13 protein-coding genes, 1 tRNA gene and 1 pseudogene are annotated in these 16,496 nt (G+C 47.5%); 5 read left to right on the top strand and 10 right to left on the bottom strand.

What is annotated here, in order from left to right:
- Window positions 1-135: 135 nt before the first annotated feature.
- A complete protein-coding gene (locus PJF56_RS00350; RefSeq protein WP_283760636.1) occupies window positions 136-1,341 on the bottom strand; it encodes a DUF3854 domain-containing protein in 1,206 nt (401 codons plus the stop codon).
- Between the two features lie 306 nt (window positions 1,342-1,647).
- Here PJF56_RS00350 and PJF56_RS00345 point away from each other — a divergent pair, with 306 nt between their 5' ends.
- On the top strand, window positions 1,648-1,827 hold the full coding sequence (locus tag PJF56_RS00345) for a hypothetical protein (protein ID WP_283760635.1): 180 nt from the start codon (window positions 1,648-1,650) through the stop codon (window positions 1,825-1,827).
- A gap of 386 nt (window positions 1,828-2,213) precedes the next feature.
- Here PJF56_RS00345 and PJF56_RS00340 read toward each other — a convergent pair whose 3' ends face one another.
- Complete coding sequence (locus PJF56_RS00340; RefSeq protein ID WP_283760634.1) at window positions 2,214-3,455, bottom strand: tyrosine-type recombinase/integrase; 1,242 nt, start codon at window positions 3,453-3,455, stop codon at window positions 2,214-2,216.
- A 113-nt stretch (window positions 3,456-3,568) separates the two neighbouring features.
- On the opposite strand from PJF56_RS00340, the gene PJF56_RS00335 reads away from it, so the two are divergent.
- The 3 genes from PJF56_RS00335 to guaA all read left to right on the top strand — a co-directional run bounded on the left by PJF56_RS00335 (window position 3,569) and on the right by guaA (window position 6,587).
- Window positions 3,569-3,648 (top strand) — tRNA-OTHER (locus tag PJF56_RS00335).
- Between the two features lie 83 nt (window positions 3,649-3,731).
- Window positions 3,732-4,847, top strand: coding sequence for a cobalt-precorrin-5B (C(1))-methyltransferase CbiD (cbiD, locus tag PJF56_RS00330; RefSeq protein ID WP_283760633.1), 1,116 nt, complete (start codon window positions 3,732-3,734; stop codon window positions 4,845-4,847).
- Between the two features lie 132 nt (window positions 4,848-4,979).
- Window positions 4,980-6,587 carry a glutamine-hydrolyzing GMP synthase gene (gene guaA / locus PJF56_RS00325; protein ID WP_283760632.1) on the top strand — a complete coding sequence of 536 codons (1,608 nt, stop codon included), beginning with the start codon at window positions 4,980-4,982 and terminating at the stop codon, window positions 6,585-6,587.
- A 129-nt stretch (window positions 6,588-6,716) separates the two neighbouring features.
- On the opposite strand, the gene cydB is transcribed toward guaA, so the two are convergent.
- The 8 genes and pseudogenes from cydB to psbZ all read right to left on the bottom strand — a co-directional run bounded on the left by cydB (window position 6,717) and on the right by psbZ (window position 15,719).
- Complete coding sequence (gene cydB / locus PJF56_RS00320; protein WP_283760631.1) at window positions 6,717-7,730, bottom strand: cytochrome d ubiquinol oxidase subunit II; 1,014 nt, start codon at window positions 7,728-7,730, stop codon at window positions 6,717-6,719.
- Window positions 7,731-7,776: 46 nt separating this feature from the next.
- Window positions 7,777-9,186, bottom strand: coding sequence for a cytochrome ubiquinol oxidase subunit I (locus PJF56_RS00315; protein ID WP_283760630.1), 1,410 nt, complete (start codon window positions 9,184-9,186; stop codon window positions 7,777-7,779).
- Between the two features lie 128 nt (window positions 9,187-9,314).
- Entirely contained in the window at window positions 9,315-10,862 is a 1,548-nt protein-coding gene (locus PJF56_RS00310; RefSeq protein ID WP_283760629.1) for a tetratricopeptide repeat protein, read from the bottom strand.
- A 301-nt stretch (window positions 10,863-11,163) separates the two neighbouring features.
- On the bottom strand, window positions 11,164-12,420 hold the full coding sequence (metK, locus tag PJF56_RS00305) for a methionine adenosyltransferase (protein WP_283760628.1): 1,257 nt from the start codon (window positions 12,418-12,420) through the stop codon (window positions 11,164-11,166).
- 154 nt (window positions 12,421-12,574) lie between these two features.
- Window positions 12,575-13,339, bottom strand: coding sequence for an HAD family hydrolase (locus PJF56_RS00300; RefSeq protein WP_283760627.1), 765 nt, complete (start codon window positions 13,337-13,339; stop codon window positions 12,575-12,577).
- A 93-nt stretch (window positions 13,340-13,432) separates the two neighbouring features.
- The gene (locus tag PJF56_RS00295; protein WP_283760626.1) at window positions 13,433-14,617 is read right to left on the bottom strand and encodes a 30S ribosomal protein S1; all 1,185 of its coding nucleotides are present in this window, start codon (window positions 14,615-14,617) and stop codon (window positions 13,433-13,435) included.
- A 291-nt stretch (window positions 14,618-14,908) separates the two neighbouring features.
- A pseudogene (gene ribH, locus PJF56_RS00290) lies at window positions 14,909-15,388 on the bottom strand (6,7-dimethyl-8-ribityllumazine synthase); the annotation flags it as partial.
- A gap of 142 nt (window positions 15,389-15,530) precedes the next feature.
- Entirely contained in the window at window positions 15,531-15,719 is a 189-nt protein-coding gene (gene psbZ / locus PJF56_RS00285; protein WP_283760624.1) for a photosystem II reaction center protein PsbZ, read from the bottom strand.
- Window positions 15,720-15,923: 204 nt separating this feature from the next.
- On the opposite strand from psbZ, the gene PJF56_RS00280 reads away from it, so the two are divergent.
- Window positions 15,924-16,460: a DUF3172 domain-containing protein gene (locus tag PJF56_RS00280; RefSeq protein ID WP_283760623.1), complete on the top strand. Its 537-nt coding sequence runs from the start codon at window positions 15,924-15,926 to the stop codon at window positions 16,458-16,460.
- Window positions 16,461-16,496 lie beyond the last annotated feature (36 nt).

Below are 16,496 nucleotides of genomic sequence, written 5' to 3'. Positions count from 1 at the left end.
GAACATTTGCATTTTTGGTGGTCTCTACCAGACCACTTTACCTCTTTTAGCGATCGCGGCCTTTCAGTTGATGTTTTCGGCAAAATACCACCGAAAAAGGTCGCTATAGCGACCTTTGAGCTGCCTTGTCACCCCTTAAGCTTGATGCCATGCTTCCCAGATATGGGGGCAATATTGTTTGAGTGCCTCCAAGGGGTCTTTGATGGGTTCTCCCTTGGGCATCCACCAGTCCCTATGAATGATGCTGGTGTTGTAGTGACTGGGGTCATGGGGGGTCAATTCTAAGGTTTCCATGTCCACAACCCCATTAGAGAAAGCTTTGACGGTCTGGGATTGGGGCATCCATTGCCATTGTCTAAGCTCTCGCTCTAGTAGCGCCTGGCAGTCTTTAACCCAAGCATTACTTTTTATCTGAGACTTCGCTTTGTGGTAGATGTAATCTCCAACTTTTTCTTGGGGGATAGCTTCCCAGTATTTCCCGTTCCACTCCCTCCAGGTTTTCTGCTCGTTGTGGAATCGCCACCGTTGACGCTCTGTCTCGGCTATCCCTTGGGCAAATTCCACAGGGCTAGGGGGTCTATCTTTAGATGAGCGGTTGCGCTCTGCGACTTGTGTACGGTTGTTTTCTGACGATTGCTGGGAGGCGTTGAATTGCTTCTCCCATTGGGCTATAACCATAGCCTTGTTAATGACCTCATCAAAATCGCCACCATTGACGATAAAATCATTTATTCCTTTACCTGCATTGAGATCCCATACGCAGATTCTGACATCACAACCGCGATCGCACAATGCCTTCCCCAACCAGCTAATCTCGCGCTTAACGTCCGGCTTGTTCCTGAAGTCAGCATCTAGGGCAATGTAAACCCGTCTTCCTTGTGTACACAAGTCTTTCAGGACGTTAACTAACTCTTTAGATTGGGGTTTGTGCCACATAGTGCAGCCGGGGATAGAGACAGTTATGTACCCGCTCTCAAGCCCACAACAGGCTTTTTTCGCCCCCTCAGTGATGACAATGGGGAATTGGGGCGATTGGATGAGGAATTGCCCTAAATGGAGTCCCAAACACTTATACCTTCTCTCCTTGTCTGCCCTGGCAAGGACATCATCTAAGCCCTTGATGTGGAGGATGTAGCGCCCTATTTTCCCTTTTGGCAAGAAGGCATCATAATCCCCGTATTCCTTACCGTGTTTGCCCTTAGTCTTGTACTTGGCTCCATCCTCACCAGGGGTTCTTAGCCTAAGCTGCCAAGAGTCAGGGTTAGGGTTGCCATTAACGTCTACACCCTGAACGGTGAAACCTTGGGCTACTTCCAAAGGGAAGCGTTCAGTCATAATCATCAAAGCTTCCTCTTTTGAGGTCGCCTCAATATAGTGACCTTGCCTCCCCTTGGGGGTGTCCCGACAAGGGTTATTGCCCCACATATAAGGGGCATTTCTGGTGCATCTAAAGAGCATATTTATTGTTATCAAGGGTACACAGGGGGTAAACCCCATATACTCAGTATACATCCTTCAAAGATTCTTAAAAGAGTGCGGCAATAGAAATCTTAAATGCTTTTCATTGATTAAAGTCGATGCTATTAGGCTCTCTAGAGAGTCTGCTACAATCCTAGGGAGAGTCTAATAAGATTCAGGAAACATAGAATGAATAAAGTAGAGCGCAAACAAGTGTCTATAAGAATCCCTAGAGATGACTATGAGTTTCTGGGGAATTATTGTCCCAACGTTGAAGGGCTAGAGCGTGCAACATGGATAGCTGAATTAGTCAGGAAGGAAGTCAGGAGAATCCAGCAGCAAGATATCCCTACGGCTGTAACTGAATAGCCCATCCCCCTTCTCTCACGGTGTAAGCTCACACCGTGAGAGAAGAAGCCAAACAATACAGCGCTTCGCGCGGTAATGAGGTACAGTCGGAAAAGATCCCCCTAAATCCCCCTTTTTGAGAAGGGGGGTTGGGGGGATAGAAATGTACCGCATAGCAGCGAAAACTGCTGTAAGACCCCACTATAGGGGTCTTTTTTTGTGTTAGCGGCGATCTGTGAAGCTTGACGGGGAATAGCTGTGGACTCACATATACCCTAACCTTCTAACTCTATAATCCTTACCCTGTAAGGGTTTTAGCCATTACATAATACATGAAATACTACTAATAGGCTTAAGACTTACATGAAGGCATGAACTTACGCTGTGAACTCACAGCGTGTCCGCTCCTACTCCTCTTGATTGATATTTGGGAGATTAATTCGCTCTAAATCAATGTGATAGTAATGCTCTTTAATGACTTCCTCAGAATTTCCCACCAGTTCCGCTAACTGATGCAACGGAAAGCCATTATTGGCGTGATAAGAGATCATGGAGTGTCTAAGCTGGTAGGGGACACGGTAGCGCAACCCTAGGTGATTGAGTACCCGCTTCCAGACTCTCCTAAAAGCCTGTAGGGTAATGGGTTTACCATCATGTCTAGTGAGAACATACCCAGATGACCTAGGGTTTAATCCCATTAGAAACTCTTCTAAATCTTTATTGATTTTGAACAACCTGTAACGTTGGGTTTTTAGTCCTTGCTTGTGAATTTGTTTGCCGGATGCAACCAGTCTGGCTTCTTGAAATTTAAGCTTACGAGACTTTAGATTTAAATGCTCCCACTTAAGGGCAATAGCTTCATTAGGTCTACATCCAGTAAGCCAAAGAAACTTGATAAACGGGTAGTATTGTCTGTGTGAGTTACTGGGGACTCTTCCCGTGCAAGTCTCATTTAAGAAGCAATCAAGAATTGAGGTCACTTCAGCTTGAGTAAATATATCAATTTCATCTTCTAGGGATAATTCTTCAAACTTGCCAAGTTTGATTTTATTGGGGGTTTTAACTCCCGTTAATAAATCCCTATACTCTATCCCCCATTTTCTGGGGATGTTACCTACTTTTGAGTTCCAGTCAACAGCAGCAACTATAAGCTTAAATCTTGATTTGGCTGTAGATATAGATCGCTTGTCAGAATCAAAAACGTAATTAAAGAGTTCGGTCTTATCTTCTAATCGTTGGCTAGGTGCGTTTAAGAGTAGATTACGGACAGTTTGAATGTGGGTATAAATGTAAGACTCTTCCCATTGATGGGACTTTCTGTGGAATGTTTCGTATCTGTCCCATAGGTCAATTAGTTGACCTTTTTCTATTACTTTCAGTTTGCCGTTTTTTTCTGCTCTCCCTTTCCTTACCTGCTCTTTGGCGTAATCTCTTAAAGCGGACAGATCTATCGGCTCTTCATCTAATAGCAAACATTCAACCATCTCGTGCAATTTGTGGGCAGTGTTGAATGCGACTAACTCATCTCCACCAAGGTTAATGGTTTTACGTCCTAACCGGGCGATAAGTCTTACCCGGAACTGGGTAATCCCAGACGTTACATAGCTGTGGTAGGAGAACCACCGGAAGTCAGTATGTTTTGAGTACATACGCTTATTTAACCCCAACACTTACAGCACCAAGTCTAGCTTAAATGGTTGAAAGAATGGTTGAAAATTAAGGGTGTTTAGTGTTAGGATTCTCAAAAGTATTGATATGCAAAGGATATGGAAGAGTTTGTAGCAGCACTGGAAATGCTGTTTAGTGGTAACGCTAACGAGGGTTCGAATCCCTCTCTCTCCGTTATCCTTACCCTATATGTGTTCTAGGGTTTAGGTTTCTAGCATAGCGATCGACGATTATACCCTAAAGGTAGACATTTAAGTTTGGCTTCTGACTCCTCACCTCGTCCCGGATATACCTTACCCGTTTTTGCGGCGGCTTCAGCAGTGGCGGCCCTTAAGTGTTTGAATGGGGAGGTAGAGATCGAGAGCGTATCCCTAGATTTAATCGATCCGGCGCAAACGGTCAATTTGGCGATCGCCGAAGTCTCCAGAATTCGCCCTGGCATGGCCTTGGGGATCAGTCATAGCGATCCGGGTGATAATCTGGATTTGACGCGCTATACTCCCGTTTGGGCGTTAGTGGAAACGGTGTCAAGGAAAGACTCTGAAGATCCGATCGAAATTGTCGGGGGGGAAGGCATTGGCAAACAAGTGGACAATGAAGGAAAAGCCGCCATTTATCGCTACGCTCAGAAGTTACTCCATCACAATCTACAACCGCAATTATCCCCAGATCAATACATTCGCGTTACCTTAGTGCTTCCGGAAGGGCGCAATTTAGCTAAACGCACCTCCTTAGAAGCCTTTGGAGTCGTCGAAGGGTTATCTTTGTTGGGAACTACGGGAATTTCTCAACCCTTGAGTTCCCCCGAACAGTTAAGCCAATTTCGCCGAATTTTACAGGAAAAAGCGCGTCAATATGACCGCCTGTTCTTCTGCTTAGGTGAAAATGGTTTAGCCTTGGCCAAACAAAAAGGTATCGATCCCCAACAAATCGTCAAAACCGCCAATTGGCTTGGCCCCATGTTAGCGGAAGCAGGAGCGCAACAGATTAAGGAGATTGTGTTATGGGGCTATCATGGCAAACTGATTAAGTTAGCGGGGGGTATTTTCCATACTCACCACGATTTAGCCGATGGCCGTCTAGAAATTTTAACGGCCTATGCTATGAAGGCGGGCCTTCCAGGGGAGAAGTTAACTGAGCTGTTCAGCTCTAAAACCGTACAAGAGGGTTTAGAAAAACTGCGTCAGTGGGAACACGAGTCCGGAGAAAACTGGGTCGAGCGAGTTTATGGGGAAATCGTGACGCAAATCGATCGCCGATCTCAAGCCTATATCCTCAAGCAAACTCAGCAACCCGTGCAGGTGCGTTCGGTTCTCTTCGATCGCGATCGGCAGATTATTCTCCACTCGTGCGAAAATCTAACTATTAGATAGGCGATCTTGTGATACCCTGAAAGGATCAATTCTTAGTTTACCCCCTACGACAAGCAGGCGCTTGCCTTTAGTTCGCACTACGAACAGCTAAAAGCCTTTGATTCCTCCTATTGACCGCATCGACCAATTCTTATGACTGTGCCAACCCAAACCTCTCTTCCAACAACTCCCATTCGTAGCCTCGATCGGCAAATGATCGTGATCCTCGATTTCGGCTCCCAATATTCTGAATTGATCGCCCGTCGAATTCGGGAAACCCAGGTTTACTCAGAAGTTCTATCCTATCGAACCCCTATAGAGCAAATTGAAAAGATTAATCCTAAAGGGATTATTCTGTCCGGTGGCCCCAATTCCGTTTACGATCCCAGAGCGCCCCTGTGCGATCCGCAAATTTTCCACATGGGTATTCCCATTCTGGGTGTTTGCTATGGGATGCAACTGATGGTGCAACAATTGGGCGGTAAGGTGGAAAAAGCCGAACGGGGTGAATATGGAAAAGCGGCCCTGTTTATTGACGATCCCACGGATTTATTCACCAATGTGGATAATGGCAATACCATGTGGATGAGTCATGCCGATTCCTGTTTGGAACTGCCAGAAGGATTTGAAATTCTTGCCCATACGAATAATACACGCTGCGGGGCGATCGCCAATCACGAAAGAAAACTCTATGGCGTGCAATTTCACCCGGAAGTGGTTCACTCAGTTGGCGGTATCGCCCTGATTCGCAACTTTGTTTATCATATCTGCAATGCCGAACCCACTTGGACAACGGAAGCGTTTGTAGAAGAGTCGATTCGGGAAATTCGCGCTAAAGTGGGCGACCAACGGGTATTACTCGCTTTATCGGGGGGAGTCGATTCGTCTACCCTAGCCTTTTTACTGCATAAGGCGATCGGGGATCAACTCACCTGCATGTTTATTGACCAAGGATTTATGCGAAAAGGGGAACCAGAATCCTTGCTCAAACTTTTTGAAGGACAATTTCATATTAATGTGGAATATATCGAAGCTCGCGATCGCTTCCTCAAAGCCATTGAAGGGGTAACCGATCCCGAAGTCAAGCGCAAACGCATCGGCCATGAATTTATCCACGTCTTTGAAGAAGAATCCAAACGGCTCGGCCCCTTTGATTATCTCGCTCAGGGAACCCTCTACCCCGATGTCATTGAATCGGCCGATACCAATGTAGACCCGAAAACCGGCGAACGAGTCGCCGTCAAAATCAAAAGCCATCACAACGTGGGAGGATTGCCCAAAGATCTCCAATTTAAACTCATTGAACCCCTGAGAAAACTCTTCAAAGATGAAGTCCGCAAACTCGGACGCTCCATCGGTTTACCCGAAGAAATTGTTCAACGGCATCCCTTCCCCGGCCCCGGTTTAGCCATTCGCATTTTAGGGGAAGTCACGGCCGAGAAACTCAACATTCTCCGAGATGCGGATTTCATTGTCCGGGATGAAATTCGCAACCGAGGAATTTATCATGATTTTTGGCAAGCCTTCGCCGTTCTTTTACCCATTCGCAGTGTCGGAGTCATGGGAGACCAACGCACCTATGCTCATCCCGTAGTCTTACGCTTTATTAGCAGTGAGGATGGCATGACGGCCGATTGGTCTAGGGTTTCCTATGATTTGTTAGAAGCCATTTCCAATCGCATTGTCAATGAAGTCAAAGGGGTAAATCGGGTCGTTTATGACATTACCTCCAAACCCCCCGGAACCATTGAATGGGAATAAAATAGTCATCCTCTCCACCCTTATAATGATATCCAATCGAGTTAATGGGTTAACAAGCGGATTGGATATCATTCGTGTTTGGGGTAAACCGAGGAATCTTCTTTGTCTTTGAACACTGGTCTTTTCCCTTCATTCCCCATAGGATTCTGTGGTAATTTTCCCTCGAAAGACCACGTAATTGTAAAGGGTGTAGGCTAAGAGAATCGGAATCAGGAAGCCCACAAAGATAATCATAAACACTAATGAGCTAGTATCTGATGCGGCTTGATAAATGGTGATACTGGGGGGAATGATATAGGGAAAAATCAAAAATCCTAAGCCTAAAAAAGAGGAAAAGAAGAGCAAAACCGTCCATAGAAAGGGAGTAAATTCTTTTCCTTCTTTGAGGCTACGGTAAAGCAAGAAGACCAGTAAAAAACAACAGAGCGGAATGAGGGAGAATAAATAAATTTGAGGAGGATCAAAGAGCCGAGAGCGTACAGAATCATAGAAAATGGGGGTGCTAATGGTAATAAAGAGCGCCCCTAAAAATGTGGTCAGGGTTGCGATTTTGGCGGTTCGGAAATGGGTTTGTTGTAGCTCTCCTGTGGTTTTCATGATCAGATAGGTGGAGCCAATCAAAACATAGGCTTGAATCAGGGTTAAGGCCACTAAAACCGATCGCCAGGTCAACCAGTCAAAAGGGCCACCTGTAAAATGTCCCGCCGCGTCAACACTAATGCCTTCAAACACTGTCCCTAGGGCAAATCCTTGGCCGAGGGCAGCGAGGAAACTACCGATACCAAAGGCGTAATTCCAGAACCATTTGCTGTCTGAATTTTCCCGAAATTCAAAGGAAACGGCCCGGAACAGCAAGCCCACCACCATGATCGTAGCGGGGAGATAGAGGGCGTTGAGGACGGTTCCATAAGCTAGGGGGAAGGCTCCAAAGAGGGAGCCACCCATGAGAACTAACCAGGTTTCGTTGGCATCCCAGACATTGCCTAAACTCGTCATCAGGAGCGATCGCTTTTCTTCGGAAGATGAGGTAATCGAAAGAATACCCACCCCCAGATCGAAGCCATCTAACAGCACATAGAGGAACAGAAACAGTCCCAGAATGAAAAACCACAGTTGAGGCAGAAAATATTCTAGAGATTCCATGGTGGGTAATGGGTAATCGGTAATGGGTAATCGGTAATGAGAAGTGCTAACTGGTAACGGGTGAGCCAGAATTATCCTTAATCTGACGATTGCTGGGTAAAGGAATCTCTAAATTCGGCCCTCTGCGAATAATGCGGCTGCCAAAATAAAGCGCAGATCCGAGGAAAAAGATGTAAATGCTGGTAATTCCCACCAAAGAAGTCAAGATTTCTCCGGGAGGGAGGTTAGAGGCAGCGTCTACGGTGCGAATTTGGCCATAAACTGTCCAGGGTTGTCGTCCGACACAGCGCACGATCCAACCGGTTTCTACGGCTAGATAGCCCAAGGGAGCGGCAAAAATCCAGGCTCGCAAGAGCCATTTTTGGGCGGTAATTTTGGCTTCTGAAAGTTGTCCTCGAAGCCATTGCAGGACAGTGACTGCGGCTAAAGCGGCTAAGAATAAGCCGATCGCAATCATAATACGGAATGAGTAATAAACTAATCCCACCATATGGGGACGGTCTTCATAGGGCCATTCTTTGAGTCCATACACCGGTTCTGTCAGTTTCGGTTTGAGTTCCAACAAATAACTGAGAGCGTAGGGAAACTTGACTTCCCAATCATTCGCTTGAGTTTCTCCATTGGGAAGCGCTACCATACTCCATCCTGCTGTTTCTCCTGCGGGAATGGTTTCCCATTGGGATTCCATGGCTGCGAGTTTGGTGGGTTGATGGTGGTAGACTTGTTCGGCACTCAGGTGACCGATGAAGATTTGTAGGGGAGCAACGGCGATCGCCACCGCTAAAATAATTTTCAGAGATTTGCTAAAAAAGGACACATTACGCCCATTAATTAAATACCAAGCGCTAATTCCTCCAATCACAAACAAAGACGTTTCCAACGTGGCGAAAAACATATGTAGGAAACTATTGACCATAAACGGGTTAGCAATAGCCGCAAAAAAGTCATGCACCACAAACTTGCCATCGATAAACTCGCCACCTGCGGGAGTTTGTAGCCAAGAATTGGCCGATAAAATCCAGAAGGTGGATAAGTTGGCTCCAAAGGCCACCAAAATTGTAGCGATATAGTGAATCACTGGGGGAACCCTGTCCCAACCAAACAGCATGATACCCAGGAAACTGGCTTCAAGCATAAAGGCCATGGTTCCCTCAAAACCGAGGACTGTACCAAAAAAGTCGCCCACCGCTTCCGAAAAGGGGGCCCAGTTCATGCCAAACTGGAAGGCCATGGGCAGTCCAGAAGCCACACCAATGCCGAAATTAAGAACGTAGATCTTAGCCCAAAAGCGGCAATGACGATAATAGTCTGGATTGCCAGTTTTCAGCCATAGCCCTTCCAGAATAACCAGGAAGATGCCCATACCTGTGGTGAGGACAGGCCAGAGCATATGAAAAATGGCGGTTAAAGCAAATTGAATGCGCGAGAGGGTTACGGTGTCTGAGAGCCAATCCATCAACTGACCTGCATGTTCAGTAAGTTTTGTCTCTTTTTGTTTAACGGATAATGCGGGATTTCTGCAAGGGTTAGGGATAACACTTTAAAAAAATTTACATCAAATTTCACCTAGGGCGAAGCGCTATATCAAGACTCTCTCAATTTCAAGGTTTCTACTTGGTGTTTTAAGACAGATGGATCGTCTGGCTTCAGGGTTAATGCTCGATCGAAGGAGTCGATCGCCTCTTGAATGTGGCCCAGTTCCCGCAAGGCTAACCCTCGATTATCCCAAGCTTCCGGATAATCGGATTTGAGTTTAAGGGCTTCATCAAAAGCGGCGATCGCCTCTTTATATTTGCCTAAGTTGAGCAGCGCCACGCCTTTATTTCCCCAGGCTTCATAGAGTCCCGATTGTAGCTCTAAGGCTTTATCATAGGACTCGATCGCCGCTTGAGGTTGCCGTAACATCACTAAGGCATTCCCCCGATTTAACCAGGCTTTGTAGAGTCCCGGTTGCTGACTGAGAGCGCGATCCCAAGTGGCGATCGCATCTGCATAGTTTCCGGCTTTAGCTTGTTGCATCCCTTGATTAAATAGCAGCGTCGCTTCATCTACTGTACCATTGGCTTGATGTTGTTGATAAATCTGATACAGTTGCTGATAAATGGCTTCGACAATTTCTTCAGGATTTTGACTACTGATGCCCACTTGCTGGGAAAATTGGGCGATCAAATGGGGCATTTCAGTTAGTTTTTGCACTAATTGATTCAGGCTAACCGCTTCTGTCCATTGTTGTCCATGGGCACTGTAGGCTAAGTTGATCACTGGTTGTTGTCGAATATACTCTTCTACGGAAGTAGCCAATTCCGGTGAGTTGGCGATCGCGGGTTCCGGTTCTGGGGTTTCTGCTGGGGTTTCTGGTTCCGGTTCTGGGGTTTCTGCTGGGGTTTCTGGTTCCGGTTCTGGGGTTTCTACTGGGGTTTCTGGTTCCGGTTCTGGGGTTTCCGGGGGAGCATCCCAAACATCCGGTAAAGGTTCTGGAGAAAACAGAGGACTCATCTGAGAATCACTCGCTTCCACATTCACCGTATCCACTGGATCGAGCTTTTCCGGAGGAGTCTCAGAAGAGGGAGAACTGGGCAAAGGATCGGAGGCAGGGGGTTGAGGGGGAGGCGTTTGTGGTGGAGTTGCAGATGGCGCAGGACTAGGAACCGTTGAGGCAGAATTCGCCGTTACACTCGGACTCATATATTCCCACAGAGAACTGCCTTGGGAGCGCAAGCGCAGTTGTAATCCAATCTCATAGATAGCTTCTCCCACCGGTTGCCATTTGGGGAGCGATCGCACCATTTCCCCGACTCTCATCATCTGATTGGCGTGCTGAGTTTGGGGCGATCGCCCTCCCAATAATCGAGTTCGATAGGCTCTTAACCACCCTAGCCACTCATCCGAGGTGCTGCGATCGCCTAATTTTTCAAAAAAGAGCGTCACCCTCTCGACTTGCCATCCCTGGGCAACTCCCTCCATGAGCTGGCGAAATAAAAACTCATAATCTGTTTCACTCAGGGGTAGAAGGGTTTCCTCTGATAACGTCTGATGCGGATCGGATTCTGGAGAACTCCCCTGTAAAACCTTCCCTCCTGGATTAAAGATTTGCCCCACTAAATTCCTGAACCATTGCCAAAGCTGCCTCATGATTGCCCCATCTAGTTGCACATTTAGCTTCTATGATAGATTAGCAGTTTTTGGATTTGGCGAAATAGGCAATAGGCAAAAGCAAAAAGGCAACCCTATCATTAGTTGCAGTTGCAGTCAAGCTGATGCCAATTTAGTTTTTCTGATGAGCCTTGCAACTTGGACTTGTCCAAGTCCTCACATCTAGCGGTAATTCCGATATTTGGTAATGGCAATTAGAGCAGAGCATCGTCGCAGCCCGCCTTATATCCCGCCACTGATTCGGAGTACCGAATTCAGTGGGGGACTTACGGCGAATTAGTTAACTTGCGGTAGTTGCTGTGCCTAAAGCTTCCTTGAGTAATTCCACTTTATCAGTTTTTTCCCAAGGGAGATCTAAGTCATTGCGTCCGAAATGACCATAGGCAGCGACTTCCTGATAGAAGCGGCCTCCCCGTTCTTTCGGTAGTGTCCGCAAGCCAAAAGTTTCAATAATTCCAGCCGGACGAAATTCAAAGACTTTCTGAGCTGCTTCTAGCAACTGGTCATCATCCACTTTACCTGTACCAAAGGTTTCAATCATGATGCTCACGGGACGAGCAACCCCAATGGCATACCCCAATTGCACTTCGCATTTTTCTGCCAGTCCTGCCGCCACAATATTTTTGGCTGCATATCGGCAAGCGTAGGCAGCAGAACGGTCTACCTTAGTGGGGTCTTTACCGGAGAATGCGCCACCACCATGACGAGAATAGCCACCATAAGTATCAACAATTATTTTACGTCCAGTTAGACCGGCATCCCCTTGGGGGCCACCAACGACAAATTTACCGGTAGGATTAACAAAATATTTGGTTGCACTGTCGGGTTTTATCTCTAAATCAGTAAATGAGGGAAGCACCACGGCATCCCAGAGATCGGCTTTGATTTTTTTCTGAATTTCCGCGTTGTCAGTCAGCTCGCCAATGCTGGAGGCATGTTGGGTGGAAATCAAGACCGTATCAATGGCAACGGGTTTCCCATCTTCATAGGCAACGGTTACCTGGGTTTTACCATCGGGACGCAGATAGGAGAGTTGCCCGGTTTTGCGGACTGCGGCTAACCGACGAGAGATGCGGTGGGCCAAACTAATGGGCAGGGGCATTAATTCGGGGGTTTCGTTGCAAGCAAACCCAAACATTAAGCCTTGGTCTCCAGCACCTGTGGAGTCAAAGCGCTCTTCAGAGGACATTTCGCGCTGTTCGGCGGCAGCATCAACCCCTTGGGCGATGTCGGGGGATTGGGTATCGAGGGCAACGAGGACGGAGCAACTATTGCTGGTGAAGCCGCCTTCACTATGCACATAGCCAATTTCAGCAATTTTTTTCCGCGCCAAATCGATGTAATTGACGTGGGCTTGGGAGGTGATTTCACCGGTGATCAGGACTAATCCGGTGTTGACGGCGACTTCGGCAGCGACACGGCTGCTGGGGTCTTCGGCTAGAAGAGCATCGATGATAGTATCTGAGATTTGATCGCAGATTTTATCGGGATGTCCTTCAGTTACGGATTCTGAGGTAAATAAATAACGACGAACCAAGGAAAAATCTCCTTTTGTTTAATGAGGGTGAACTCGAATCAAGTGATTCTATCTCTTGTTGTAAGAGAGGCTACAGAAACCAGTTTCTGGTTTCCATAAAGTTGATTCAATTGTGTAGAGTCGGAAAATCCTTAACTCTAGCTAACATTCCAATTTAACTGATTACTTGTATTTCGTCTAATTTGGCGATCGCCACATCCGCTTGTTTAAGGTTGGGCGATCGGCTCCATCCCCAGGCTACACCAATGCTTCCGGCGGCTTGGGCACTGCGAGCCATGGTGAAATCTCCCGGAGAATCTCCCACCATTAGAGTTTGTTGGGGCGACACTCCTAACTGGTCGCAGGCTGACCAAAATACCTGGGGATTGGGCTTGGTTAGGTGGGGTTCTGCCCCTTGGATCGCTTCAATATACTCTCTCAGGTGATAAAAATCGAGAAATTTTTCTATATTCTCACGGATATCGGAGGAAACAACCCCTAATATTAAGCCAGATTGCCTCAAACGGTCGAACACTTGAGCCACTCCAGGCAATACCACGGTTTCCTGGGCCTTATTTTGCATGACCTGGTCAGCTTCCTGGAAGGCTTGAGCCACAATTTCTAAGGCTTCGAGCCAACTGCGCCCGGTTTCGGCCACATAGGCTGCTGCCGCGATTTTATTTTCTTGGCGACTCCCTACGGCGGTTAATCCGGCGGGGTTAAAGCCTTGCTCATCGACCCCAAAAGCCATCAATAGGGGTTCGCCCACTCCAGGGATTTGGGCATCTATTAGGCGCGATCGCCGTTGGGCCATATGGCGTAAATAGGGTTCTGAATGGGCCAGGGTTCCATCCTTATCGAATAGGATGGCCCTAATGTTCTCAAACTGGCGATCGTCACAGACCACACTCACCCCACTTCGACTTTGCTCAGTAACCAAACCGGCAACTTCCCCCTGTCATAATTTTACCAATAAAAAGCTGGGTGGGACTGGCCCACCCACACCAGGGTTTCATATCTCCTCCCTTGGCTTTTATTCAGCAGCAGCCAACTCTTCCTCTGGGGTTTCTTCTGATGAAGTCTCTTCCGTCTCTTCCGTCTCTTCCGTCTCTTCCGGTTCTGCGGAAGATTCGGCTTCTGAGGCTTCTGAGGCTTCTGAGGTTGTGTCCTGGGATTCTGCTGGCGCTTCTTCCACCGCTTCAGCCGGGGCTTCTGATTCCTCTACAGTCTCCGAGGCCTCCGGTTCGGCTGCGGTCTCTTCCGCTACAGGAGCTTCCTCCGTTGCAGTCGCGCCTTCTTCCGGTAGTTCAATCCCTTCAGCCTGAGCGCGGAGTTTCTGACGATAGCGCTCTGCCATTTCTTCGGCTTTATCGTAAACCAAATCAGGATTCTTCACCATGTCGCCCGGTTCCGGCTCCAGTTGCTTGGTAGACAGGGAAATCCGGCCCCGTTCAGCATCCAAGTCAATAATCATCACTTTGATCTCGTCATTGACATTGAACACGCTGTGGGGGGTGTCGATGTGGTCGTGGGAAATTTCGGAAATGTGCAGTAGACCACTGACTCCACCAATATCGATGAAGGCCCCGTAAGGCTTGAGACCGCGTACCATACCCAAGACCACTTCGCCCACTTCGAGGCGGTTCATCTTCCGTTCTACCAGCGCTCTTCTATGGCTGAGAACCAGACGATTGCGGTCTTCATCCACTTCCAAGAATTTTAAGGGCAACTCTTCACCCATTAAATCTTCTTTGGGTTTGCGGGTGCTGATGTGGGAGCCGGGAATAAAGCCCCGTAGCCCTTCAATTCTGACTAAGGCTCCGCCCCGGTTTGTAGCGAATACCTGGGCCCTGACTGTAGCATCTTCTGCTTGCAGTTGCCGCACTCGTTCCCAAGCCCTCATATATTCTATGCGGCGAATGGAGAGGGTTAGTTGTCCATCTTCATTTTCATCGGTGAGGATGAAGAACTCACGGGTTTCGTTGGACTGTAAGACTTCATCGGGGGTATCGATGCGATTAATGGACATTTCCTGAATGGGAATGTACGCTGCGGTTTTCGCGCCGATGTCAATCAGAGCGCCCCTTGGCTCCAGACTGAACACCGTACCTGCTACGGTATCGCCGGGGCTAAAATGATAATCGTACTTATCGAGCAGTGCCGCAAAATCTTCGTGGGTAAAACCAATGTCTGTAGCCGTTAATTCCTGATTGACCATGCGAATGATTTCCTAGTAGTTATCTCCGTATCTTTATGCTGGGGTTTACAGTGGGGACACGCATTTTCGCAGCCTCCAAACCTCTACAGGGTTGTTTTCCAAGTTGGCTTGGAAATTACCCCATCTGCTTATAACACAGACATTCTATAATACCCTATTTTTGTACTTCTATACCAGTCCCCTACTCTAAAAATGAGTTGAGGGGGAGTCTGAGAAAAAGACACGGGGACAGGGGGACACGGGGACGCGGAGATGATCTTGGGAAGACGATCCGGTCTACTAGGAGGGTTGAGAGGAGGGGATTTGACGCATGAGAGTCGCCATTTCTAGGGCATTCATGGCATAATTCCAACCTAGGTTACTTTTAATTCCGGCCCGTTCTAAGGCTTGTTGTAGGGTATCGGTAGTGAGGATACCAAAGATGACCGGGACTCCGGTTTGAAATCCAGCCGCAGCAATGCCTTTGGCGACTTCAGCCGATACATAGTCAAAGTGGGGGGTATCGCCTCGGATCACGGCTCCTAAACAAATGATGGCATCATATTGATTAGCGATCGCCATTTGTCGAGCCATTAGGGGGATCTCAAAACTCCCCGGAACCCAGATATAATCGACTTGAGTCCCATTGGGGTCGATGTCTACCCCATGTCTTTTTAAGCAATCTTGACACCCAGCGAGCAGTTTTCCCGTTACCAGGTCGTTAAACCGACCAATGATAATGGCAAACCGCAGTCCCTCGGTCTGGGTAAATGTTCCCTCAAAAACTGTCATAGTTATAGCGCTTCGCGCGGTAAATCGGCACAAGGGAAAATTTTTTTCCCTTAAAAGTCCCCATTTCTAAGGCTTGTCCTCTACGGTGGGGGGACAATCATTGGTCTTAAAGGTAGCCAAAGATTGCCCCAGACTCAGAACCTTAGACCACAAAAAAATTCAAGATGCCAACCACGATCACCAGAATCGCCCAGAAGCCAGAGCCAACATACAACAAGGGTTTAGATTGTTCCCAGTTTTGGGGCAGAGCATAGGCGACGGGAACAGCCACCACTAAAACGAAGGATAAAAGAACTAAGGCAAATAGGGATAATTGAAATAGAATTGACATGATGTGTTCTCCTAACACGAGCAAGCAAATGGGTTTAGCCAGGTATGGCCTTTGTTTTACTATAGTGCTTCGTGGCACGAAGCAAAAGAGTCTTGGAGGCTCTGGCGATCGCATCGGTAGGCAATCGATTGCCAAACTCGTCATACTAGACTGGAGAGGGGATCAATCTCACTTCTCCCGTTCCTCTGTGCTAACCTAAAATCTATGACTCGAACCAGCTCAAGACGCAAATCAACCGGTAATTTTGGCCCGAAATCTTCTCCCTTTAACTATACGTTGGTGGCTCTGATGGGGGGGATCTTTGTTTTGGGGATCGGGATTGGGATCGCGTTTAGCTCCACCACTACCCTATCGCCAGAAAATGTGGCTTCCCGTGATTTTATCGATCGCAGCGCTCCCGATCCAGAATTGTGTGTCAAATATGGAGCGAGTGCGATGGTGATGGATACTCGGCTCTATGTTACCTTAAACCCGTTTAGTGTCTATGTGTCTCAACCCGCGATGCAACCGGGATGTGTACTGAGGCGCAATAACTGGGTGATTTTAGAACAGCGCAATCTTCTGCCCCGTGATAAGTTTAATGATTGCAAGAATCGTATGAATACCTTTGGTTACACGGGCAGCATTGACGGGAATCCCAAGGTGAACTGTGTGTATCAAAATGATAGTGCGGAAAATTTCTTCCTGACTCAGCCAGGGTTTAATCCTGGAGGGACTGCCCCAGAGAGCGATCGCTTTTAAGGACTCTTTATAATTACGGCGAGCAACGGAAGCTTA

Source organism: Roseofilum halophilum BLCC-M91 (assembly GCF_030068445.1).
In the GTDB taxonomy this organism is placed as follows: Bacteria; Cyanobacteriota; Cyanobacteriia; order Cyanobacteriales; family Desertifilaceae; genus Roseofilum; species Roseofilum halophilum.
This window is presented reverse-complemented; position numbering and strand designations above follow the sequence as displayed.